The 23,320-nt window shown below is 38.7% G+C and carries 23 protein-coding genes; 7 read left to right on the top strand and 16 right to left on the bottom strand.

Features of this window, described 5'->3' with window-relative positions:
• Nucleotides 1–7: 7 nt before the first annotated feature.
• From FKZ43_RS03635 to FKZ43_RS03620, 4 genes are read right to left on the bottom strand one after another with little or no spacing between them, the layout of a single operon-like run.
• Nucleotides 8–2,584 (bottom strand): glycoside hydrolase family 2 TIM barrel-domain containing protein, encoded by a 2,577-nt coding sequence (locus tag FKZ43_RS03635; RefSeq protein ID WP_140944526.1) that lies wholly within the window; start codon nucleotides 2,582–2,584, stop codon nucleotides 8–10.
• 36 nt (nucleotides 2,585–2,620) lie between these two features.
• Nucleotides 2,621–3,535 (bottom strand): PfkB family carbohydrate kinase, encoded by a 915-nt coding sequence (locus FKZ43_RS03630; protein WP_140944525.1) that lies wholly within the window; start codon nucleotides 3,533–3,535, stop codon nucleotides 2,621–2,623.
• Nucleotides 3,536–3,552: 17 nt separating this feature from the next.
• Entirely contained in the window at nucleotides 3,553–4,311 is a 759-nt protein-coding gene (locus FKZ43_RS03625; protein ID WP_140944524.1) for a slipin family protein, read from the bottom strand.
• Between the two features lie 23 nt (nucleotides 4,312–4,334).
• Nucleotides 4,335–5,630 carry an NfeD family protein gene (locus FKZ43_RS03620; RefSeq protein ID WP_140944523.1) on the bottom strand — a complete coding sequence of 432 codons (1,296 nt, stop codon included), beginning with the start codon at nucleotides 5,628–5,630 and terminating at the stop codon, nucleotides 4,335–4,337.
• A 201-nt stretch (nucleotides 5,631–5,831) separates the two neighbouring features.
• Here FKZ43_RS03620 and FKZ43_RS03615 point away from each other — a divergent pair, with 201 nt between their 5' ends.
• Both FKZ43_RS03615 and glnA read left to right on the top strand, forming a co-directional pair.
• Complete coding sequence (locus FKZ43_RS03615) at nucleotides 5,832–6,296, top strand: Lrp/AsnC family transcriptional regulator (RefSeq protein ID WP_140944522.1); 465 nt, start codon at nucleotides 5,832–5,834, stop codon at nucleotides 6,294–6,296.
• Between the two features lie 32 nt (nucleotides 6,297–6,328).
• Nucleotides 6,329–7,750 carry a type I glutamate--ammonia ligase gene (glnA, locus tag FKZ43_RS03610; protein WP_140944521.1) on the top strand — a complete coding sequence of 474 codons (1,422 nt, stop codon included), beginning with the start codon at nucleotides 6,329–6,331 and terminating at the stop codon, nucleotides 7,748–7,750.
• Here the strand turns inward: glnA and FKZ43_RS03605 are convergent.
• The 9 genes from FKZ43_RS03605 to FKZ43_RS03565 form a co-directional block, all read right to left on the bottom strand.
• Entirely contained in the window at nucleotides 7,747–8,778 is a 1,032-nt protein-coding gene (locus tag FKZ43_RS03605) for a mechanosensitive ion channel family protein (RefSeq protein ID WP_140944520.1), read from the bottom strand. The two genes, glnA and FKZ43_RS03605, sit on opposite strands and share 4 nt — an antisense overlap.
• A 23-nt stretch (nucleotides 8,779–8,801) precedes the next feature.
• Nucleotides 8,802–10,586 (bottom strand): acyl-CoA dehydrogenase FadE, encoded by a 1,785-nt coding sequence (locus tag FKZ43_RS03600; protein ID WP_140944519.1) that lies wholly within the window; start codon nucleotides 10,584–10,586, stop codon nucleotides 8,802–8,804.
• Between the two features lie 111 nt (nucleotides 10,587–10,697).
• Nucleotides 10,698–11,504 carry an SDR family oxidoreductase gene (locus tag FKZ43_RS03595; protein ID WP_140944518.1) on the bottom strand — a complete coding sequence of 269 codons (807 nt, stop codon included), beginning with the start codon at nucleotides 11,502–11,504 and terminating at the stop codon, nucleotides 10,698–10,700.
• Nucleotides 11,505–11,515: 11 nt separating this feature from the next.
• Nucleotides 11,516–12,391: an SDR family oxidoreductase gene (locus FKZ43_RS03590; RefSeq protein ID WP_140944517.1), complete on the bottom strand. Its 876-nt coding sequence runs from the start codon at nucleotides 12,389–12,391 to the stop codon at nucleotides 11,516–11,518.
• A gap of 21 nt (nucleotides 12,392–12,412) precedes the next feature.
• Nucleotides 12,413–12,853, bottom strand: coding sequence for a 2Fe-2S iron-sulfur cluster-binding protein (locus FKZ43_RS03585; protein WP_181180240.1), 441 nt, complete (start codon nucleotides 12,851–12,853; stop codon nucleotides 12,413–12,415).
• 23 nt (nucleotides 12,854–12,876) lie between these two features.
• Nucleotides 12,877–13,326, bottom strand: a complete 450-nt coding sequence (locus tag FKZ43_RS03580) for a CBS domain-containing protein (protein WP_140944515.1) — start codon at nucleotides 13,324–13,326, stop codon at nucleotides 12,877–12,879.
• Between the two features lie 25 nt (nucleotides 13,327–13,351).
• A complete protein-coding gene (locus tag FKZ43_RS03575; protein ID WP_140944514.1) occupies nucleotides 13,352–13,828 on the bottom strand; it encodes a flavin reductase family protein in 477 nt (158 codons plus the stop codon).
• Nucleotides 13,829–13,842: 14 nt separating this feature from the next.
• A complete protein-coding gene (locus FKZ43_RS03570) occupies nucleotides 13,843–15,621 on the bottom strand; it encodes a M28 family peptidase (RefSeq protein ID WP_140944513.1) in 1,779 nt (592 codons plus the stop codon).
• Nucleotides 15,618–16,346 (bottom strand): SDR family NAD(P)-dependent oxidoreductase, encoded by a 729-nt coding sequence (locus FKZ43_RS03565; protein ID WP_140944512.1) that lies wholly within the window; start codon nucleotides 16,344–16,346, stop codon nucleotides 15,618–15,620. The genes FKZ43_RS03570 and FKZ43_RS03565 overlap by 4 nt, the downstream gene beginning before the upstream one ends.
• Before the next feature lie 140 nt (nucleotides 16,347–16,486).
• Here FKZ43_RS03565 and panC point away from each other — a divergent pair, with 140 nt between their 5' ends.
• Genes panC through FKZ43_RS03540 form a run of 5 tightly spaced genes read left to right on the top strand, consistent with a single transcriptional unit; the run spans nucleotide 16,487 to nucleotide 20,393 of the window.
• Nucleotides 16,487–17,341 carry a pantoate--beta-alanine ligase gene (gene panC / locus FKZ43_RS03560; protein WP_140944511.1) on the top strand — a complete coding sequence of 285 codons (855 nt, stop codon included), beginning with the start codon at nucleotides 16,487–16,489 and terminating at the stop codon, nucleotides 17,339–17,341.
• Nucleotides 17,342–17,381: 40 nt separating this feature from the next.
• Nucleotides 17,382–17,753 carry an aspartate 1-decarboxylase gene (panD, locus tag FKZ43_RS03555; RefSeq protein ID WP_320415043.1) on the top strand — a complete coding sequence of 124 codons (372 nt, stop codon included), beginning with the start codon at nucleotides 17,382–17,384 and terminating at the stop codon, nucleotides 17,751–17,753.
• A 30-nt stretch (nucleotides 17,754–17,783) separates the two neighbouring features.
• A complete protein-coding gene (locus FKZ43_RS03550; RefSeq protein ID WP_235894671.1) occupies nucleotides 17,784–18,572 on the top strand; it encodes a sugar phosphate nucleotidyltransferase in 789 nt (262 codons plus the stop codon).
• Nucleotides 18,573–18,574: 2 nt separating this feature from the next.
• The gene (locus FKZ43_RS03545) at nucleotides 18,575–19,222 is read left to right on the top strand and encodes a hypothetical protein (RefSeq protein ID WP_140944509.1); all 648 of its coding nucleotides are present in this window, start codon (nucleotides 18,575–18,577) and stop codon (nucleotides 19,220–19,222) included.
• A gap of 1 nt (nucleotide 19,223) precedes the next feature.
• Nucleotides 19,224–20,393, top strand: coding sequence for a class I SAM-dependent rRNA methyltransferase (locus FKZ43_RS03540; protein WP_140944508.1), 1,170 nt, complete (start codon nucleotides 19,224–19,226; stop codon nucleotides 20,391–20,393).
• On the opposite strand, the gene FKZ43_RS03535 is transcribed toward FKZ43_RS03540, so the two are convergent.
• Genes FKZ43_RS03535 through FKZ43_RS03525 form a run of 3 tightly spaced genes read right to left on the bottom strand, consistent with a single transcriptional unit; the run spans nucleotide 20,390 to nucleotide 23,184 of the window.
• Nucleotides 20,390–21,799 carry an amidase gene (locus FKZ43_RS03535; protein ID WP_140944507.1) on the bottom strand — a complete coding sequence of 470 codons (1,410 nt, stop codon included), beginning with the start codon at nucleotides 21,797–21,799 and terminating at the stop codon, nucleotides 20,390–20,392. The genes FKZ43_RS03540 and FKZ43_RS03535 overlap by 4 nt on opposite strands.
• Nucleotides 21,800–21,817: 18 nt before the next feature.
• Nucleotides 21,818–22,075 carry a hypothetical protein gene (locus FKZ43_RS03530; protein WP_140944506.1) on the bottom strand — a complete coding sequence of 86 codons (258 nt, stop codon included), beginning with the start codon at nucleotides 22,073–22,075 and terminating at the stop codon, nucleotides 21,818–21,820.
• Between the two features lie 17 nt (nucleotides 22,076–22,092).
• On the bottom strand, nucleotides 22,093–23,184 hold the full coding sequence (locus tag FKZ43_RS03525; RefSeq protein WP_140944505.1) for a DUF362 domain-containing protein: 1,092 nt from the start codon (nucleotides 23,182–23,184) through the stop codon (nucleotides 22,093–22,095).
• Nucleotides 23,185–23,320 lie beyond the last annotated feature (136 nt).

Raw genomic sequence — 23,320 nt, 5'->3', positions numbered from 1 at the left:
TTTCTTTTTACTTTGTGCTATTCAAAATGTTCAGAAAAAACTTCAAATATGCAAAGGACGAAAACTTATAATTATAATAAAGCAATATGAAACCTAAAACAACTAAAATCAATGCAACGGAAACAACGCCAACACGCAACTGCTTAACCTCATAAATTATCGCAATCCCTTTCACCAACCTTACAAAAGAAATCAAACAAACGAAAACCCCAATTAAAACGATCACCAAACCCGACCCAAATCCATTTATCACCCTGTACAAAATCATATCAATTGGGATTAAAAATATCAAAGGCAAAAATGACCACACAGCAACCGAATACGAATGGCTGGGGTAAACTTTCACCTTAACAAAGGTTGAGAAAAATTGAATCAAAAGAGCGATAAATAGAATTGAAACGAAAGATAAAATTGAAAAGAAAATTGAAGAATAAAGCGGGTCCCAAATGATTGAAATCAACTTCACTTTCAGTTGGTCAACGAATATAAAATGTGTCAGAATATAATCAAGATATTCATTCTGCTTTAATCGGTTCAAAACGCCAGCAATGAAAATCCCAAATGTTGAAGATAAGATAAGCGAAAGTATCGTCGTCTGTCCGCTTGAAATTAAATACTGATCTCTGACATCTGCGAAAAAGTTATACGGCTTGAAAAGAGCCCTGTTAAGATTCTCTCTGAACCAGCGATATGAGTAATAGATATAAGAAAGAGAAAGAAGCAAGATAATTCCTATGATGGTATAAACTGTCGGAATAGGCTCTGAATAATCACCAATTGGAAGTGCTGGGATTTTCCCCTCGGTGTAAAGGGCTTTTAAAACCTCATACGCTGGACGCTTTTCAGATCTATCATAAGATACAAGACCCATTGTGTAAAGATAGCGATCACTGTTCGGCAAAGTTAAAACAGGTCTTTCCCCCTTCCAATCAGCAAAAATCCAAACAAAAGAACCATCCAAATCAAACTCTTGAATCAACCTATACCTTTCAAGTATATACTTCGCCTGACTTTCATATGACAAAGGATCGGAATACCCATTCCTATTTCCAAGTTGAACAGCTTTGCCATACTCACTTATCACAACTGGTTTATTTTTATATTTTGATTTCCAAAACGATATATTCTCGGAAAATTTTCTCAAATCATCTATATAAACATTTACACAGGCGATGTCAACAAGATCAGCACAAACATCATTTTTTATCATCCTTGAGACATAATAAACGGGTCTATCATCAATTGCCCGGATAAATTTCCTCAACTCCTCAACATATCTTCTTGCGATCGGCTCAGCAGAATCAAACTCATTTCCTATCCCCCAAGCAAAAACAGATGGATGATTCTTGTCGCGATTTATCATCTCATAGACATAATCCTTAGCTAAGGAGATATATCTTTCTTCTGTCAGTATATCAGCGGGAACATTCCAAACAGGTATCTCCTCAAGGACGAAAAGCCCATATCTATCGCAAAGATTCAAAACATAAGGATGAGCGGGATAATGCCCGAGGCGAATTGCATTTGCGCCGAGATTTTTTATCAAAACTATGTCTTTTTCCATCTCCTCATAGGTTAGGGAGTTGCCATATTTCGGATGGTCCTCATGCCTTGAGATTCCCTTAAAAATAAATCTTTTCCCATTTAAATAAATGTCGCCATTTAAAATTTTCACATCCCTAAACCCGGTGAGAATGATAAACTCATCAACTACATTTCCTAAGTTCGTCAAAATCAATTTCAAAATGTAAAGTGATGGGGACTCGGGGCTCCACATCTTCGGGTTATATATAGTAAATGGCAAGTTGATCTTTTGACTTCTTGAATCATCAATAAAAAATTTAACTGGTGCCGTCTCAGCGACAAAAGTATTATTCTCTCTCTCAAAAATCTGAAGCTTGAGTTCAAAATTTTTATCTCGGAAAATCCTTGAAATCTCAACGGACGACACATATAATTCAATTTCTCCATTCAAAACAGCGTAATTGCTTCCAAATGTATATTTAACTTTTGCGTCGTCAATCCAAACCTTCGGAGTTGCAAGGATGTAGATATCACGAAAAATCCCACCGTAATTTCTCCACGCCCAAACTTGGTGCCTCAATGGAATAGTAGTCCTTGAGTTAAGTTTATTACTAACCCTTATCTCAATCACATTGTCTCCGAAATTCAACATCCTGTCTGGGATTTTTACAACGAACGATGTGTAACCACCAATATGACTTGACAAAAACTGACCGTTGATGAATATCTCACACTCATAATTTATCCCGTAAGAGACAAGAAAAAGCGTCATGTTATTCAAGATTGAATCAGATAGGTTAAAATTTTTTCTGAAAGTGACATCCCCTGTGAAGTCGTATGCTGATGGTACTTGTATTTCAATCCATTTGTTCTCAACCTTAGCGAGCCATTTTCCGGAAAGGTCAATTTTAATTCTCGTGTTGGTATCTTGAAACATCCCCGCATCAAGCCCTGTAAATGTGGGTTCACCGTTGATAAGAAATTTTTTCTCCGAGGGAAATACCATTGGTGAATTTGTGCTTAAAAAAATTAACAAAAATAAAATTTGAAACTTTTTCACCTTCTCATTCAACTTTGTTAGTAAATCATGTATTGCTCAATCAACCTCAAAACTTGTCATCTCCTTAAAAGCCCTAAATCTTTTTTGTATATCCTCCCATGAAAGTTTCCTAATTCTGTTAATTCCGAAGTCCTCAACACAGAACGAAGCGATTGCGCTCCCATAAATGACAGCTCTTCTCAAATTTTTCTCAGAAACATCATCCGTCCTCGCAAGCCATCCGGCAAACCCACCAGCAAATGTATCACCAGCCCCGGTTGGGTCTTGAATTGCCTCAATTGGGTAAGCTGGAGCTGAAAAAATCGCATTATCAATCATAAGAACAGCGCCGTGTTCCCCCTTCTTTATTATCACGACATCGGGACCAAGTTTTAAAATTTTTCTACCGGCTTTTATCAAATTCGGCTCTCTGGCAATTTGCCTGGCTTCCGCATCATTTACAATCAGCACATTTACATGTTTTAATGTCTCAAGAAGCTCATCAAACTTTCGTTCAATCCAAAAATTCATAGTATCTGCTATGACAAGTTTAGGACTCCGAACTTGATTTAAAACCTTCATCTGAAGGACTGGATCAATGTTCCCAAGGCAGATGTATTTACTTGATTTAAAATGATCAGGTATAATAGGGTCAAAGTCAGAAAAAACATTGAGTTGGGTGTAAATCGTCTCCCTTGTGTTCATATCATAGTGATATTTCCCAGCCCATCTGAAAGTTCTTTCACCCGGGACTATTTTAAGTCCACTAAGGTTTACATTTCTTTGTTTTAGTTCATCAATTACATCTTTGGGGAAATCATCTCCAACTATACCAACAAGACCTATTGAATCGGTGAAGTAGCTTGCCGAGATTGATATATATAGTGCTGAACCACCAGGGGTTTCAGACACACTTGCAAAAGGTGTTTCAATTGTGTCAAGCGCTATTGAACCAACAACAAGTAAATTCAATCTTTATAAAATCCCTTTTATTTTTTCTTGTCCCCAGCTTCAATAAAGGGTCTTATCAGCTCAATTGGGATAGGGAAGATCGTCGTTGAATTTCTTTCAGATGCGACCTCCGAGAGCGTTTGCAAAAATCTCAATTGAATTGCCGTCGGATATTGTCCAATGATTTGTGCAGCTTCGGCAAGTCGCTGTGCAGCTTGATATTCTCCTTCGGCACTTATCACCTTAGCTCTTCTTTCCCTTTCTGCTTCCGCCTGCCTTGCCATAGCCCTCTGCATCTCAGCAGGTAAATCAACATGCTTGATCTCAACCATTGAAACTTTAATACCCCAAGGATCGGTGTGCGCATCAATTATTTGCTGTAGATTCTGATTGATCTTTTCCCTCTCAGCAAGTATTTCATCAAGTTCGCTTTGTCCAAGGACACTTCTCAAAGTTGTCTGTGAAAGCTGAGATGTGGCGTAAAGATAATCTTCAACTTCAACGATCGCTCTCTCAGGGTCAACAACTCTAAAATAAACAACAGCATTCACCTTTATTGAAACATTGTCCCTTGTTATAACATCTTGAGGTGGGACATCTAAGGCGACTGTCCTTAAGCTGACCTTAACCATTCTATCAACTATCGGGATCAAAAGTATAAGCCCAGGTCCTTTAGCTCCGATCAACCTACCAAGTCGGAAAATGACACCTCTCTCATATTCACGCAGAACTCTTATTGCGCTTGAAAGTATGATGATCAAAAAAACAATGATTACAGTCAAAAGTGATATTGTCATAGCAATCCTCCAGCTTTAATTTTTTATTTTTGTTTGTCGCTCTTTGCAACTTTTAATGTCAACCCTTCAATGCCTTGAACAACTATCTCTTCATTTGGATTTATAACATCTTGACTCATCGCTTTCCATATTTCGCCGTGCACTCTGACTTGTCCTGTAGCCCAACCGTTTGATGCTGGCTTAAACTTTGTAAGAGCTATTCCCTTCTCTCCAACTAGAGCCTCTTTCCCCGTGGTCGGTTTTCTTCTTTGAGCTTTCAAAGCCATACCTATGGCAAAAAGAAAGAAAAGAACGGTCAAAGCAACCGCCGTTATTATCACGGTTAAAGAAATCTGCATAAGCTCAAACGGAGAGTTTATTAACATTATTGAACCGAGTAAAAGGGAAATGGCACCGCCAATTGTCAAAAGCCCATGACTTACAATTTTTATCTCAAGTAAAAGCAAAATTATGCCAAGTATTATCAGGGCAAGCCCAGCGTAGTTTATCGGCAGTGCCTGCAAAGAGTAAAAGGCAAGTATCAAACAAATAGCTCCTATAACTCCAGGGAAAATTGCTCCTGGATTATAAAGTTCAAACAAAATCCCATAAATCCCAAGTAAGAGAAGTATATAGGCTATATTCGGATCACTTATCAACGCAAGAAGCTTTTCACGCCAGTTCATTTCAACAAACTTAACTTTGGCATCTTTTGTGCGTAAAATTTTTTCACCAGAATCAATTTTAACCTTCCTACCGTCAATTTTGTCAAGGAGGTCATTTAAATCCTTAGCTATCAAATCAATGACGCTGTCCTTTAAAGCTTCCGTCTCGGTTGAGGATATGCTTTCTCGGACGGCTTTTTCAGCCCACTTAACATTTCTATTTCTTTTTTCCGCGATGGTTCTAACAAAAGCTGCAGCGTCATTGGTTATCTTCTGCTCCATCACCTTTGAAGTATCACCCATACCGCCGATTCCGACCGGATGAGCTGCGCCGATATTTGTCCCCGGAGCCATAACCGCAATATGAGCCGAAAGCGTTATAAAAACACCCGCTGAACCAGCTCTCGCCCCGGATGGATAAACGAAAACTACAATAGGAATCTCGGCTGAAAGAATTGACTTTACAATGCTTCTTGTTGATTCAAGCAATCCCCCAGGAGTGTCAAGTTCTATAACAAGACACTCGGCGCCCTCTTCCGTTGCTTTCTTTATTGAACTTGATATATACTCAGCGGTAGCCGGATTTATCGTGCCTTCAACTTTTATAACATAAACGAAATTATCGGCAAAATTAGGCACACTCGCAAAAAACAAAAGGAAAATTAATTTTCTCATCACAAGGGAGTTGATTTATTTGTCTTCCAAAGACAATTTTACGAAAAAAGTTGCTTTGTTGCAAGAAAACGAAACAACGTTTGGGGAAATCAAAACCGACCACGGACTTATAAAAACACTTGACAATTTCATCCAATTTTATTATATTAAGTGCGATTTTTTCCTTAAAAAATTAGCTTAAAATAAAATTTATCCTAAAAAATGATTAATTTTGATGATATTGACCTTAAAATTTTGGATTTGCTCCAAAAAAATGGCAGAATGAAAAGAAATGAAATCGCTCAAGCCACAGGGCTATCAGTTCCATCGGTAAGTGAACGAATGAAAAAACTTGAAGATGCCGGAGTTATAAAGGGTTATACAGCTATCCTTGACTCAAAAAAACTTGGTAAAGATATAACTGCGTTTGTGTTTGTTAGCATTGATTCATCAAAAAATTACCCGCTTTTCATTGAGCGTGTGATGGAAGTTGACGAGATACTTGAGTGCCATTCAATCACCGGTGAAGGTTCGCATTTACTTAAAGTAAAAACCAAAAACACATCAACACTTGAAAAACTCCTCGCAAGAATTCAATCCTGGCCAGGGGTCACTGGCACAAGGACAAATATAGTTTTATCAACGATTAAAGAGACGACAAGAATAAAAATTTCTGATGAGAAATAATAATTAATCAAAAACAAAACGGTCAAAAACGCATGAAAAGCGAAGCAATTGAAAACATCTTCAGGATTATCAAGGAACACAAAATTAAAATGATTGATTTGAAGTTTATGGATTTCCCAGGACAATGGCAACACTTCAGCGTCCCAGTCCATGAGTTAACTGAAAGTTCGTTTGAAGATGGTTTTGGGTTTGATGGTTCAAGCATCAGGGGCTGGAAAAGTATAAACGAAAGCGATATGCTTGTAATTCCAGACCCGACGACTGCTTTCATTGATCCGTTTATAGAGGTACCAACCTTAAGCTTAATTTGTGATGTATATGACCCAATAACAAAAGAAAAATACGAAAGGTGTCCACGATATATAGCTCAAAAGGCAGAGGCGTATCTTAAATCAACGGGTATAGCTGATGTTGTTTATTTTGGTCCAGAAGCGGAGTTTTTCATCTTTGATAATGTTCGCTTTGATCAAAATGCGCACGAGGGATATTATTACATTGACTCAATTGAAGGTCAATGGAACTCAGGAAGAGATGAAAAACCAAATCTCGGGTATAAACCCAGATATAAAGAAGGGTATTTCCCTGTGCCACCAACCGATTCTTTAAATGACATAAGGAATGAGATGGTTTTAATAATGGAACAATGCGGTTTACAAGTTGAAGCTCAACATCACGAGGTTGCCACTGGCGGGCAATGCGAGATTGATTTCCGCTTCGCTCCACTCGTCAAATGCGCTGACAATCTTTTGATATTTAAATACATTGTTAAGAATGTTGCAAGAAGACATGGTAAAACAGCTACTTTCATGCCAAAACCAATTTTTGGAGATAATGGCTCTGGTATGCACTGTCACCAGAGCTTATGGAAAAATGGTCAGCCATTGTTTTACGGAAATGGATATGCGAATTTAAGTGAGATCGCCCTTTATTACATTGGCGGGATTTTAAAACATGCACCTGCTCTATGTGCTTTTACAAATCCAACGACAAACTCATATAAACGGCTTGTCCCGGGTTTTGAAGCCCCAGTTAATCTTGCCTATTCACAAAGAAATAGAAGCGCAGCAATTCGCATACCTACTTATTCATCAAGCCCCAAAGCAAAAAGAATTGAAGTCAGATTCCCTGATGGCTCTTGCAATCCTTACCTTGCTTTTTCAGCTATGCTTATGGCAGGAATTGATGGTATAATAAATAAAATTGATCCAGGTGAACCGCTTGATAAGGACATTTATTCGCTTCCACCCGAGGAGTTAAAAAACATACCATCAACACCCGGCTCGCTTGAAGAAGCGCTTAAAGCACTTGAAAGAGACCACGAGTTTCTTCTCCGCGGTGATGTCTTCACGGAAGATGTCATAGAGGCGTGGATAAAGTATAAATGGGAAAAGGAAGTGAATCCAATGAGGATGAGACCGCATCCATATGAATTTATGCTCTATTTTGATGTTTAAGTGTCACTTCTGTTGATGTAAATCGTCCTGATTGGGAACGGAATCACTATCCCCTCTTGGCGGTATCGCTTGTGTAACCTTTTTATGAATTCATGCCTGATTATGTATTGATCCGTGAACTCGCGACATCTCAATATAACAGAAAAATTAATGCTTGAGTCCCCGAAAGTGTGGTATCTTATGAATGGTTCAAATTCAGGAATACCCCCGGGGACCTCGCGCATAACCTCCTTTGCCACTTCAATTGTAACCTTCTCCACCTTTTCAAGGTCACTGTCATAACTTACGCCAACTTGTATTACGACTGACATTTCTCTCTCAGGCATGTAATAATTCTTGACTATCGCTTGAGCAAGTTTTGAATTCGGAACAATGATATAATTGTTCGGAAGCTCTCTTATCGTCGTGTTTCTCCAAGTTATATCAACAACAAAACCTTCCTCCCCAGATTCAAGTCGGACATAATCCCCGGGTTTTATTTGTCTTGTCATCAAGATATGCAAGCCAGCAAATAAATTTGAAAGCGTATCCTGTAAAGCAAGCGCCACAGCCAATCCTCCAATCCCAAGTGCTGTCAAAAGAGGAGCGATTGAAATCCCAAGTGAATGCAATATAACAAGTATTCCAATCCCAATAATTACAATCCTTGTCAAATTCACGAACAAACTTGTTGAAGGCAAAACATCTTTGGCTTTCCTACTATACATATTGACAAAGCCAACGCCTATTTTGGCAAGAACCATCGTCACTGAAAAAATGTAAAAAATCATTATAAACTTCTGTATATATCCCATTGTTTCGGACTTAAGCCCAAGCAAGAGAACACTTGCATTTAAACCAGCAAGCGCAAACCAAAATATGATCCATCCACGAAGTGAAGCAATTATTATATCATCACCCTCCCACTTCGTCTTCTGAGCGAGCTTGTAAAGTTTGTTAAGTATAACCCTTTCAACGATAATCCCAATTATAATCCCAATGATAAATATCGCAATGGGAGTGATTAGATTTTCAAATCTTTGAAACATCGTCTAATTGATGATTTAATTTTTCACAAAGCATATCTTTCGGCATTTATGAGATGATCAGCGATCCTTCTTCTAATGGCTATTGTGTTAACCGGTGTGTGTTTTATCAACCTTCTCAAAGCGGTCAAATAAGTTCTAAGCATATCCCCATCCGCGACAGCTGATAAGATTTCCTTTGCGTATGTTTCAACTCGTATCACCGCATCATTTACAAAAGCTTTAACAATGTCAATATAAACATCCATCGGCTCTTTCACAGAGCGAGCGAGCATTTTCTCAACCCTTAAAATCACGCTTTCCATAGCGTAAATCTCCATGATTATGTCACTTATCCTTCCGATTATTTCCTCTTCATCTTCAAGTTTGGTCATATATTTTTGAACCGCAAGTCCAGCCACAAATAGACCAGCTTTCTTCGCTGATCTTAACATTTTCTTCTCCTCTGCGAAAATTCCAGTTGTCTCTTCTTCAGCTGAACCAAATCCCATTATTTCATCTGTCAATTTTTGCGCAGCTGGTATCAAAGGCAATTCACCTTTCATCGCTCGTTTTAACAACATCCCTGTTATGACAAGGCGATTTATCTCGTTTGTCCCCTCAAAAATCCTATTAATCCTTGAATCCCTATAAGCCCTCGCAACCGGATACTCTTCTATATAACCATATCCACCAAATATCTGGACACCCTCATCAACCACATAATCAAGGATTTCCGAAGCGTAAACCTTTATAATTGAACATTCAACCGCATATTCTTCAATTCCCTTCAACATCATCTCACTTGCTTCCGGCTTTGACTTATCTATGCCAGAGAGAATCCCATCAATTAAACCAGCTGTCCTATAAACCATGCTCTCCCCAACAAATGTCCTTATAGCCATTTCTCCAATCTTATGCTTTATCAAACCGAAGTCGGATATCGGTTTTCCAAATTGTTTCCTTTGCTTAGCATATCTAACCGATTCGGTTATTACCGCTTTTGCTCCACCGATGACGCCAGCCCCAAGTTTAAACCTCCCAATGTTAAGTATGTTAAACGCAATCTTATGCCCCTTTCCTATCTCACCGAGGACATTTTCAACCGGGACTTTGACATTATCAAGTATCAATGCCCTTGTTGATGAACCTTTTATTCCCATTTTCTTTTCTTCCTTCCCAAGCGATATACCTTCATATCCTTTCTCAAGGATAAACCCGGTGAATTGTTCGCCATTTATCTTGGCAAAAGTGATATAAACATCAGCTATCCCTGCGTTCGTGATGAAAATTTTACTTCCATTTAAAATGTAATATTTTCCATCCGGACTCAAGGTCGCCGTAGTTCTGATTGACAGCGCATCTGAACCTGCGTTCGGTTCAGTCAAAGCGTAAGACGAAATCAATTCACCAGTTGCAAATTTAGGAAGATATTTTCTTTTCTGTTCTTCCGTTCCAAAATAAACTATAGGTAAAGTTCCTATACCGGTATGTGCCCCATGTGTAACTGCGAATGAGCTTGCTCTGCCTAAACCCTCCGCCACGAGCATTGAACTTGTCTTATCAAGCCCAAGCCCCCCATATTCCTCAGGTATATCAACGGCAAGCAAGCCAATTTCCCCAGCTTTTCTCATAAGCGAAAGGGTAACATCCCAATTTTGTTCCTCAATTTCTTCAATTTTTGGCAAAACCTCTTTCTCAACAAAATCATTTGTTGTCTGCGCTATCATCTGATGCTGTTCAGTGAAATCTTCAGGTGTGAAAATGTTCTCAGGTGAATTCTCCTGAATTAGGAAACTTCCCCCTTTGATGTAGGTTTCTGCGACTGTCATTTTGCCACCTCTTATTTTTGTTGCGAAGTTTTAAAAGTTCAAGGAAAATTTTTTCCTTTCATAAAAAGTTTAATCAATTTTGGTTTTAAATTCAAACATCCCCAGCTTAAATCAAGTTATTTTTATCACCTTCCCCACCGCATATTCAAAAAACGACGGGAAAAATTTGTTCATAAAAATAGCAATCTTGCCAGGAAAAGTTAAAACTACTTCCCTCTTCCTCTTCAAAACAGCTTTTAAAACTTCCCTTGCAACCTTCTCCGCCGACATTATCATAAATCTACCTTGCATCCTGCTTGTGCCGTAATATCTTGCGTTCTCAAAAAATTTCGTATCGGTAGTCCCCGGATGAATAGCGATAAAATGAACCCCAAGCTTTTTATACTCAACCCTCAATGCTTCCGTCAAACCAGTCAATGCAAACTTCGTAGCAGAATAAATTCCCATCCCCGGAATCCCCCTCTTACCAACAACGGATGAGATATTAACGATAACGCCTCCACCTTGATTAATCATAACGGGCAAAATCTTATGTATCAGATAAGCAGAACCAAGAAAATTAACACGCACTATCTTTTCAATCTCTTCAAAAGGCGTTTGATGATACCACCCATAAATGCCAAAACCAGCATTGTTTATCAAAACATCAACCCTTCCATAAGAATTAAGCGTTCTTTCAACCAAAGCGTCAAGCGATTTAAAATCGGAAACATCAGCAGGGATGACGATGACATTCTCGTTAAATTTTTTGATCTCCTCTGCAACAGCGTTTAAATTTTCAAAATTTCTCGCTGAAAGAACTAACTTGCTACCAACTCTCGCAAACGCAATCGCTGTCTCTTTGCCAATTCCACTTGATGCCCCAGTTATAACGACGACTTTTCCATTTAGTTTTCCCCTCGCCCTATTTAATAACATAAAACTTGACCCTAACTTTTTTTCGCCGAGTTTAAACCTTCTTCAACATTTTTGAGTTTAAAACTTAAAATTGATTGAACTTTGTTTATATTTAACGAACAATCTTTTGCGCCAGCAAGGTATGTTTTAACCGAATCCATTGGGACAGGGATGATCAAATCGGTTGAATATCCGAAAACATCAGCGAATTTAAGCGCAAACTCATACCTTGAAATTCTCTCTGAACCTCCGAGATTAAAAATCTCATTTTTAACACCCTTTGAAATAAGTTCATCTATAGCCATCACAGCGTCAACTGCATAAATCGGCGTTCTGTACTGATCAACGAAAACCTTAACCTTCCTTCTCGCCCTTAGTTCAGTATGCAACCAATCGGAAAAGGAATTTGTGAAAACATTACCCCAGCCATACATCAAAGCGAGTCGCAAAATTATGTAATTATCATATGACTTAACTATTTCCTCACCTTCAAGTTTAGTTTGAGCGTAATAACTTTTTGGATTTGGAGGTATCTCTTCGGTGAAGAAACTGCCATCACCACTATAAACAAGATCGGTTGAAATATACACAAATTTCGCCCCAACCTGCGCAGATGCTTCAACTAAATTTCTCGTTCCCTCAACATTGACGGAATAAGCAAGTTCCCTATCTTGATCGCACATTTGGACATTCGTTATCGCTGCTGTATGGACAACGACATCCGGCTGAATCTTTTTAATACTTTCAAAGACATCTTCGCGATTTCTTATATCAATTTTTTGAAAATTGCATTTTTCAAGATACAGTTTGTGTTGAAAATAAAATGCGTAAATTTCATGCTTGAACCTTAACGCCTTGCAGAAATTCCAACCAAGGAAGCCACTTCCACCAGTTAACAAAATTTTCACTTTAACAAGCTCTGTAAATTTTTAAATCTTGCCGAGAAAATCAAGGACTATGAAAAGAAGCCCACCCAAAAACAAAATCCCAAAGATAGCAGAAACGGCGAAAACCTTAATCCTTTCAAGCGTCTCTTCCTTATCTATTTCATAGTCAGGCATAGTTAAAACAACTATGTCATCTTCAACTTTGACCTGACAGGAAAGCCGAAGGTTTGGTTTGACTTTATGCGCTATCAAAAATTTGCCCCTTAAAACCCACTCTTCTTTAGGCGTTTTAGAATTTACATTTTTATCGCCTTGGATTATCTCAACCCTGCAAGTTCCACATAACCCGTGCCCTTGACAATTTAAAAATTGGTTTATCCCTTTGTAAACATTTATACCTGCCTTTAGAGCAACTTTTCTTAAATTAGCACCTTTCGGAACCTCTATACTTCTCCCTTCACGCTCAAATTTTACTACGGGCAATCTTTCCTCCTTTTTATTTTTAATTATTTCTCTTCAAATGGCGGTCTGTAATAGATATAAGCATGCAACATTTCAATTTTCTCCATCTTATCATCAAGTGAAATATCCATAAGATCACGAAGTGAAACCATTCCGATCAAGTTATTTTCTCTATCAACTACTGGAAGGTGTCTAATTCCTGCCTTTTTCATCTTAGCAAGACATTCCTCATAAGATTCTTCTTCAAGAGCAAGCATCAACTCCCGCGTCATAACATCGTCAACTTTAACCTCCGCTGGATTTAAACCCTTTGCAACCACCCTTTTCAAGATATCTCTCTCGGAGAAAATCCCGATCAACTTACCATCATCTGATAGCACTGGGACTGCGCCTATATTTTTCTCAGCCATAAATTTTGCAACATTTAAAACCGTTTCTCCACTTTTTACAAAAAAAAGCGTTTTATCTTTAACTATGTCGCCTACTTTCTTCATAACTTCACCTCAATTTTATTTTTATTTATCCGCCGTAAAACCACCCGGTTTCCCACATGACAAGCGGTTTCGTTTCATTTCTGACACCGGCGTTTACAACCTCTCCGATGAAAATTGTATGGTCACCCCTTTCAACTTTATCAACAACTTTACACTCAAAAAATGCTGGCAAATCAACAAGAAGTGGAGAACCCGTCTCACCGAGTTCAAATCTATACCCGTTTATCTTATCACCTTCAACGCTTGTTGGTTTGAAAAATGCAGAAGCTATATCTTTCTGTTCAGCGCCGAGAATATTTACAGCGAACACACCGCTTTCAGAAATAGTCGCATACAAACCAGAATCTTTCCTTACTCCAACCATAACAAGCGGTGGTTCAAAAGATGCCTGACTCAACCAATTAACAGTGCCAGCAGAGTATCTATCACCTGACTTTGAAGTCAAAACATAAAGACCGTAAGTTATCATCCTCAATGCTTTCTTCTTTGCCTCTGGGTTCATTTTTTTCTCCCTTTTTATTTTCTTTCCTCAAACTTCACCTTAAAACTCAACTTCTCATCGCCCCGCAAAACAACAACTTCAACTTCATCTCCTGGGTTATAATCACCAAGTGCGTAAGTGTAATCGTAAATATTTTTTATCTCTTTTCCCCCCATCTTGACGATGATATCCCCAGGTTTTATACCAGCTTTTTCAGCTGGCGTTCCTGGACGAACATCTCCGACTTTCATACCCTGAACATCCTCAGAATAATCTGGCACTATGCCAAGCGTAACCCTAAAACCTCTGCTTTGCCTTTGCGGTGTTTCAACCTTAACAAACTTTGGTTTTTCACTTACCTTGTCAAGCTCAAAAATTAATTTACCTATGAAATTAAGAATTCTTTTCTGACCCTGATAATTTATCTTATCGTAATCGTCGCTCGGTTTATGATAATCAGAGTGAATCCCGGTGAAAAAGTGAAGCACGGGAATTCCCCTTGAATAAAACTGTGCGTGATCACTTGGTCCGTAACCATCCTTTACCAAATTCAAATTAAATTTGAACTCGGAATTCAATCCGTTTATCAACCCCTCCCAAATCGGAGATGTCCCAACACCATAAATTGTAAGTTTGTCCTCTTTCAATCTCCCGATCATATCCATATTTATCATAGCGATGGCTTTCTCAAGCGGTAAAATTGGATTCTTAACATAATATCCAGAACCAATTGTGCCTTCCTCTTCGGCAGTGAAAGCAATGAATAAAATACTCCTGTTAAGAATTCGCCTATTATGAGATAGATACTCAGCAAGTTCAAGCAATCCAACGGTTCCCGAACCATTATCATCAGCCCCGTTGTGAATTGCAACAGTATCTGGGACTAAAGAACCTTGACCACCCCAACCGAGATGATCATAGTGAGCACCGATGATTATGTATTCATCCTTTAAACTTGGATTTGAACCTTCAAGATAACCGAGAACATTTGCGACCTTTGACTTTACATATACGACATCACTTTGAAGCTCAGCGGTCAAGTTTTTAATTGCAAAAGAATACGGTTTCCTCTCATCATAAATTTTTTTAACAAGATCATAAATCTTGAAATCATAACCACAAACCTTAAACAAGCTGTCAATCAAACTATTTCTAACTTCAACCGCTATGATACCTGATTTGCCGGCGGAAAAATCATAGGTAAACCTCTCAAACTTTTCAGAAAAAGGATCAACAATTATAACACCCAAAGCACCCTTTGATTGAGCATTGCTTACTTTGTATCTTAATGGGAGATATTTTTCAAATTCGGAATGAGCTTTATAGCCATCTGGAGTTCCTTTTAAAATTATGAGGACCTTGCCTTCTGCATCAATGCCATCATAATCGTCATAGTTAAGCTCTGGAGCGCTTATCCCATAGCCAGCGAAAACAACCTCAGAGTTCACTTTTCCAGATTCGCTGAACGGAAGTGGATGAAAATCACGCTTAAAGGTCAATTTTATCTCTTTACCCGAAACATTAAAACTAAGGAAATTCTGCGCCCCGGCTTTAACCTCACTTGTGAAATCAAAATACTGGAAATAAGTCCCGTTATCCCCAACGGGTTTAAGCCCAAATCTTTTAAATTGCTTCGCTATATATTCCGCTGCTAATTCAGCTCCCTTCGTTCCAGCTCTGCGACCTTCAAGCTTATCGGAGGCGATATAACTTAAATGCTTGTAAAGGTCCTTTTCATCAATTTGTGGCGATGTTGAGCCGAAATAAAAACAGGAATAAAACAATAAAAGAAAGAAAACTAAAATTCTTCTCATCTTCTTATCTCACTTAGTTTAAAATTTTGTGCATCAAACTGCATCCCTGTTATATCTTTTGACTCATCCGAAGCAAGATAGATGAAAACATCTACGATATCTTCAGGTCTTTTGAGTTTTGTCGGGTCTTCATCCGGATACGCCTGCCTTCTCATCTCTGTCGCAATCGGACCTGGGTTGACGGAATTAACCCTTATCCCAAATTCTTTAAGTTCATCAGCCAAAATTTGCATTAAACCTTCAACCCCAAACTTAGAAACAGAGTAAGCACCCCATTTCGCTCTTCCAGTTCTGCCGACGCTTGAACTCACCATTATTATACTTCCACTTCTCTGCGGTATCATATAACGGAGCGCCTCACGCGTTACATAAAAAACCCCATTTAAATTTACATCAATCACTCTCTTCCACTCCTCAATCGGATAATCAACTATACTTGTCCTAATCCCTAGAATAGCAGCATTATTCACAAGTATATCTATTCTACCGAACCTATTATAAACTTCTTCAATAAATTCCTTTATGGCATTATAGTCGCTGACATCAACTTTCCCGACATGACATCTTGAGCAGGATGATTTTATCTGGTCAGCGATGTAAAATATATTGTTTGACTTTGAGCATATTGAAATTAAAGCTCCCTCAGAGGCAAAGGCAACTGCGAGTGCTTTCCCAAGCCCACGCGAAGCACCAGTTATTACAGCAACTTTATCTTTAAGTCGCATTACACGCTAAATTATTTTTCAACTGCTTTAAAAATTAAAAATTTCAACGGAAATTATCAAACGAACTTTTAGCTATCTGTTTTGATTTATCCAAAATTTATTTGTAAATTTTCCGACGGAAAAATAAAGCATCAAGTGGGATGAGGATAATTTCAAAGATTAAAGAAATGCAAAGAGTAGCTGATGACCTAAGAAGGGAAGGGAAAATCATAGGCGTTGTTCCAACGATGGGTTATCTACACGAGGGACACCTCAGTTTGATACGACTGGCAAAGGAAAGAAGCGATGTGGTCATAACAACTATCTTTGTCAACCCTCTACAATTTGCACCAAACGAGGACTACGAAAGATATCCAAGGGATTTTGAAAGAGATGTAAAACTTGCCCAGTCAGCTGGCTGTGATATAATTTTCCATCCAAGTGTTGAAGAGATGTATCCCAAAAATTTCCTCACATATGTTGAGGTTGATAAACTAACGAAAGTTCTTGAGGGAGAATTCAGACCGACACACTTCAGGGGAGTTACAACGGTTGTGGCAAAGCTATTTAACATCACAAAACCACACATAGCGATCTTTGGTCAAAAGGACGCTCAACAAGCACTGATAATAAAACAAATGGTCAGGGACTTAAACTTTGACATTGAAATAATAGTCGCACCCATAGTTCGTGAACCAGATGGTCTGGCAATGAGCTCAAGGAATGTATATCTTTCGGATTTGGAGAGAAAAGATGCAACCGTGCTTTATGAGAGTTTAAAACTTGCCGAAAAATTAATAAAAGAAAACGGTGAAAGGGACCCAAACGTTATAATTTCAAAGATGAAAGAGCTTATAAGTTCAAAGCCGACGGCGAAGATAGATTATATAGCAATAGTTGAGCCCGAGACGCTTGAAAAGGTTGAATCTTTAACCGAAGGTCACGAGTATCTCGTAGCGCTTGCTGTTAGAATTGGAAGCACTCGGCTGATTGATAACACAATTGTAAAAGTTTGAAAATAAAAAACTTGAAATTCTGATGGTAATATACCGAGAGATGTGTAAATCAAAAATACATGGCGCAATTGTAACCCAAGCTGAGCTTTACTATGAAGGTAGCATCACAATTGATGAATTCCTTCTTGAATCTGCCGATATCCTTCCGTTTGAAAAAGTTCAGGTTGTGAACTTAAACAATGGTGCAAGGTTTGAAACATACGCTATCCCTGGGGAAAGAAATTCGGGGGTTATCTGCCTGAACGGACCTGCTGCACGCTTGGGAGCCGTTGGAGACCAGATAATCATAATCTCCTATGCCCAATATCCCAATGAAGTTGCTCAAAATCACAAACCGAAAGTTGTCATACTTGACAAAGACAACAAAATTAAGCAAATTATATACGGGACGATAAACGAAATTGCAAAGTGAAAAATTTTTAAAAATAAACTGAGGTCACTTGTGGGGAATTTTTTTTATAAGCATCCAAGAGACCTTGCAACTGTCATCCTTGCTGCTGGCAAGGGAACAAGGATGAATAGACCTGACATAGCTAAAGTGATGTTTCACTTGAACGGAGAACCGATGATAAAAAATGTCGTTGAACTTGCGTTTAAAATTAACTCTGACAGAGTTATAGTCGTGGTTGGACATTTCAAAGATGTGGTTATGGACTATGTTAAAAAAATTGCTCCATCGGCTGAATTTGCAATTCAAGAGCAACAGCTTGGGACGGGTCACGCTGTGATGCAGACGGAGAAGCTTTTAAAAAATTTCAACGGCGATGTTCTCGTCTTATCTGGTGATGTCCCGCTTCTGACAGTAAAGACGATACAAAAACTTTTAAAATATCACTACGAAACCGACGCCGTGGCGACGGTATTAACCGCTGATGTTGAAGACCCAACAGGTTATGGAAGGATAGTGAGAAATCCAGATGGCTCAGTTGATAGAATAGTTGAGCATAAAGATGCATCGGAAGAGGAGAGAAAGATAAAAGAGATAAATTCTGGAATCTATGTTTTCAAAAAGGAACCTCTCTTTGAAGCTCTTAAATATATAACTCCGAACAATGTCCAAGGTGAGTATTATTTAACGGATGTATTTTTCTATTTTTCGCATCACGATATGAAGATTTCCGCCCTTAAAGCCGAAAGTTGGGATGAAATCCACGGAATAAACACAATTGAGCAACTTGAAAGGGCAAAGGAAATCCTTGAGCGAAGGAGACAACTTGGATTTAAGGAATAAAGATGAAAAAACTTCGCTTAATCATCTTTGTAATTCCATTTTTGGTTGGCTTAATTCTATTTTTGCTCGCAAAAAAGAAGCAGGAGATTATTGAGATTGAAAAAAGGTCAGCGCCTCATACGATTGAGTATGTGAAAAACTTGATTTATAACTCAAGCTTTGAGCTCGGTCGGGGAAATGAGCCAAATGGTTGGACAATTGAGTCAGAGATGTCAAACACTTATTTTGAGCGCGATGCCATTGAAAAATTTGATGGGAAGTTCAGCATAAGTATAACATCGGACAATCCATCCGCGCAATCAAGTTGGTCTCAAGAAATTTACCAGTTCCCAAAGGAAAAAAAATTTATTCTTTACGGGGCGATAAAGACCTACGATGCTGACTCGGCTTTTTTAAGGATTGAAGTTTATGACACTCTTGGAAATTTGCGCTCATTTAATTCAACGGATATATTAACCGGGACAAACGATTGGAAGGTTTACACCTGCGCTGTCATAGTTGGAAAGGACGCAAAGAAACTAAAAGTTAAATGTGTTTTGAACGGCAAGGGAAGCGCCTGGTTTGACGATGTTGAACTCGTTGCTGTAAAATACGAAGAAAAAGATTACCCGTTTTGGTGGAAATACTGGACAAGACAATTTCAAAAATGATATGAAAAAAGTCATACTCAGAAAAGGTGGGGACAAAAGGATATCAAATGGACATCTTTGGGTTTTCAGCAACGAGATAAAAGATATTGAGGGAAATCCGAAAATTGGGGATGTGGTTGAAATTTGTAAGTACAACGGCGAATTCTTTGGAGTCGGTTTTTTTAACCCTCATTCGCTCATATCTGTTAGAATTTTGTCCCGCGAAAGGATTGAGATAAATTTTGACTTTTTTAAGCAAAGGATACTTGACGCCTATAAATTCAGAAAAATCCTCTACCCAAATTCGGAAACATTTCGTCTCGTCCATGGTGAAAGCGATTTTCTGCCGGGACTTGTAATTGACAAATATGAGGATTGTTTTTCAATTCAAACATTTTCTTACGGTATGGATCAAAGGATAAACTTAATTTGCGATGTCCTTGATGAAATTTTCAAGCCGTTTGGAATAGTTGAGCGAAACGAATCGCCACTGCGCGAGCTTGAAGGTCTTGAAAACAGGCGGAGGATTTTGCGAGGGGGATCAAAAGAGATAATTTTTGATGACGATGGAGTAAAATTTAAAATAGATTTGCTTTCGGGACAAAAAACTGGATTTTATCTTGACCAGAGGGAAAACAGAAAAGTGTTAAGGAGATTTTCACAAGGGAAAAAGGTTCTTGATTGTTTTACAAATGAAGGTGGCTTCGCTCTTCATTGCGCTTTCGCTGGAGCTGAAAAAGTCATCGGTATTGATATCTCTGAAACAGCGATTGAAAAAGCGAAAATAAACGCCGAATTTAACGGTTTAAAAAATGTTCACTTTGAGACGGCGGATGTCTTTGACAAATTGAGGGGATATCTAAATAAAGGGGAAAAATTTGACATAGTCATACTTGATCCACCTTCCTTTACAAAATCAAAGAAAACTGTTAAATCAGCTCTTTCAGGATACAGAGAGATAAATTCAACTGCGATGAAAATTTTAAACTCGGGCGGGATATTGGCAACGGCTTCGTGCTCGTATCATATTGATGATCAAATGTTCATTGATGTGATAATACAAAGCTCTATCTTGGCTAAGCGAAAAATCAGATTAATTGAATGGAGGAGCGCATCGCCCGACCATCCAATTCTACCTCAAATGCCCGAGACAAAGTACCTAAAGTTCGGGGTTTTTCAAGTGCTTGATTAATCATCAATCGGTGGTCTCTTAAGATGCCAGTCAGTTCTGCTTTGATATGCGTTTGCAATTTGAATCAGTGTTTTTTCGCTTAAAGCTTTGCCCATAAATTGAATTGAAGTTGGAAGGTTATTCTGCCCAAAACCATTAGGCATACATATTGCTGGGACGCCTGCGAGATTTCCCGCTGGGATCAACGCCGGTCCACCACCTACTCCAGGATACGCCTTGTCGAAATCAACCCCGATTGGATACGCAACGCTTGCTCTCGTTGGGGCAACGATAGCATCATATCTTGATAGAAATTCTTCAAGGGCTTTTCGCATCTTTTTCCTCAACCTCATTGCATTTAGATACTCAACTGCTGTTACTTGAATCATTGAATAACCGCCAACCTTGTCACGTTTATTTCGCAACTTTGAAATTTCACCAGATAAAATCAAATCATAAAATGCGCTTGCCCCTTCCGCATCAACGATGGCACTAACAACAGCACCCCAAGGATGATCCGGGAATTCAACCTCATACTCAAGCTCGGCAAATTCTGCCAGAACCCTCAAAGAGTCCTCAAAATTTTTTCTAACCTCGGGTTGTGCCTTTTCCGTCGTCCCTTTTATAACGGCTATTTTCGGCTTTTTCCTTGGAAGAGTTTTCCTGTTGTATTCAAAACTAAACTTAATGGTTGTTTCATCCTTTGGGTCATAACCAGCAATTGCAGAAAGAACAATACCGCAATCATCAGCGCTTCTACACATTGGACCAAGTTTATCAAGAGTCCAAGAAAGAGCCATGGCTCCGAATCTACTCACAAGTCCGTAGGTTGGTCTAAGCCCAGTTATCCCACAAAAAGCGGATGGTGTTAAGATTGAGCCGGAGGTTTCTGAACCAATTGCAAAGGCAACAAGTCCAGCGGCTACAGCTGCACCCGAGCCACTTGATGAACCACCACTCCAATAATTTAAATTCCATGGCGTTCGCCCCGGACCTGTAAACGATGCATCAGCGTCATCATATCCCATACCTCCAGCAAGTTCAACCATAGCAAGTTTTGCCACAAGTATTGCACCAGCATTATAAAGTTTCTCAACCACGGTCGCATTATAATCAAAAATTTGATTTCTGTATGGCTCCGCGCCCCAAGTCGTTGGAATCCCTTTAGTTGCAAGCAAATCCTTAACACCGAAAGGTATGCCATGCAAAAGCCCACGATATTTCCCAGCCATGATTTCTCTCTCAGCTTGCCTTGCTTGTCTTAAAGCGAGTTCTTCAGTTATAGTTACAACAGCACCGAGTTTTTCGCCGTATTTTTTCAACCTTTCAAGATAAATCTTGGTTAATTCAACAGGTGAAATTTTTTTCCTCTTTATCAAATCCGCAAGTTGGCGGATTGATGCAAAGGCGACATCTTTTTCGTTCATGGCAAAACCTAAATTTTTTTAAACTTGAAATTTAAAATCCGGCTCATCCCAATTTGAAAGTTTAAAGCTTAACAATCTCTCATACCTTCGTAAATTTGCCTCAATATCCTCTCTAACCATTTTGATTTGCTCATCAGTGAGTTTAGAACCGTATTTAATCTTGACAATTTCAAGCAGCTTATCCGCTTCTTTAGATTGTTCTTCTTGATCAATGATATACCCAAGGGCTGGCAATGCCAGCGAAAGTTGGATGAATTTTCTCCTTTTAATTTTCATAAAGCCACCTCCATTTTTTAGTCCATTGGGTAGTTTTCAAAAAGTTTCCCCCACTGTGAGGTTTTTCTCAAATTTTCCTGAATTTTCTTCCCCTTAAGTGGCCACCAAACAAAGTCGTGATAAAAGTAAGAAGCAAAAACGAAAATATATACAAGGGGCGTCCTAAAAAATATGTATTGAATCCCCTTCAAAGGACCAAACCAGAGTATATCTCCAACCCTACTTGCTGCGTTATCACCGACGAAAAATTTCAAGTTCACATTTGAAATATCCTCGCCAACTATTTCAATTTCTCTCGGGTCACCAGTTCCAAGCTTGGCTTCGTGAGCGAGGCGAATATACTTTATGCTCATCGGGTCAAACCCCATCATCTTTGCAGATACAGCATCAATAGCAACTTGATCAGCGCTTGCAAGTATAAAATTTGTCTCAACAGGTATCATCGTTCTTGGACCAGGTCCATTACCTGCGATCGTTCCGTCCATTACAGCAAATATGCCCGTGTGAATCTCTTTTTGAATGGCGAGGAGATCAACAAGTGTTTCATGTATCCAAGTGTGGGTGTAATGTCTCCTTGTGTTAAGCAAGCCACCGAAAGCATTTTTCATAGCACCTGTCGTCGTTGTGTAGATATGCGTCTTCATCGTTGGTAAGTGCAAGATGTTCTTCCCGATGAAAAATTCAGGAATGTGAATTCCGTTCGGGTATATTTTGTGAAGGGCGAGCATTTTGTGCTTTGGTTCATACCTTACCCACTTTATATCCGACTCAAGAAAATTGTATCTCTCCTCAACTCCATATTTTTTGTATATCGGTGTTAACTTGTTAAGTTTGCAACCTTTGAATGGATCGGTTACAACTGTGTTGTTATGAACTGCAACAAGTTTATCATATCCCGCGTTTTTCAAAGCAATTATAGTTCCCTCAAGTTGCCAAGGTGTGGTGTTTGAACTAAGATAAGGGAAGTGCCAAGATATGTTATCCTTTAAAATGGTAACGGAATTTTTATCAAGAAATTTTTCAAACTCTGCAAGCTTCATCAATTTCTCTATATCTTGAATTACCGTCTCCGGTCTCGTTTTTAAAACAGCGACCTTTGGGCGTGTCATAATTACGAGATCTTTTTGTTTTAATATAAACTCAACAATACAAAAATTCAACCCAAACCGCTTTTGCCTCTTGACAATTTCAAAAAAAATATTATATTTATGATTGAGAGAGATTAAAAACAAAGGTTGTTGCATC

Origin of the sequence: Candidatus Thermokryptus mobilis, from assembly GCF_900070205.1 — a bacterium.
Taxonomy (GTDB): Bacteria; Bacteroidota; Ignavibacteria; order Kryptoniales; family Kryptoniaceae; genus Kryptonium; species Kryptonium mobile.
This window is presented reverse-complemented; position numbering and strand designations above follow the sequence as displayed.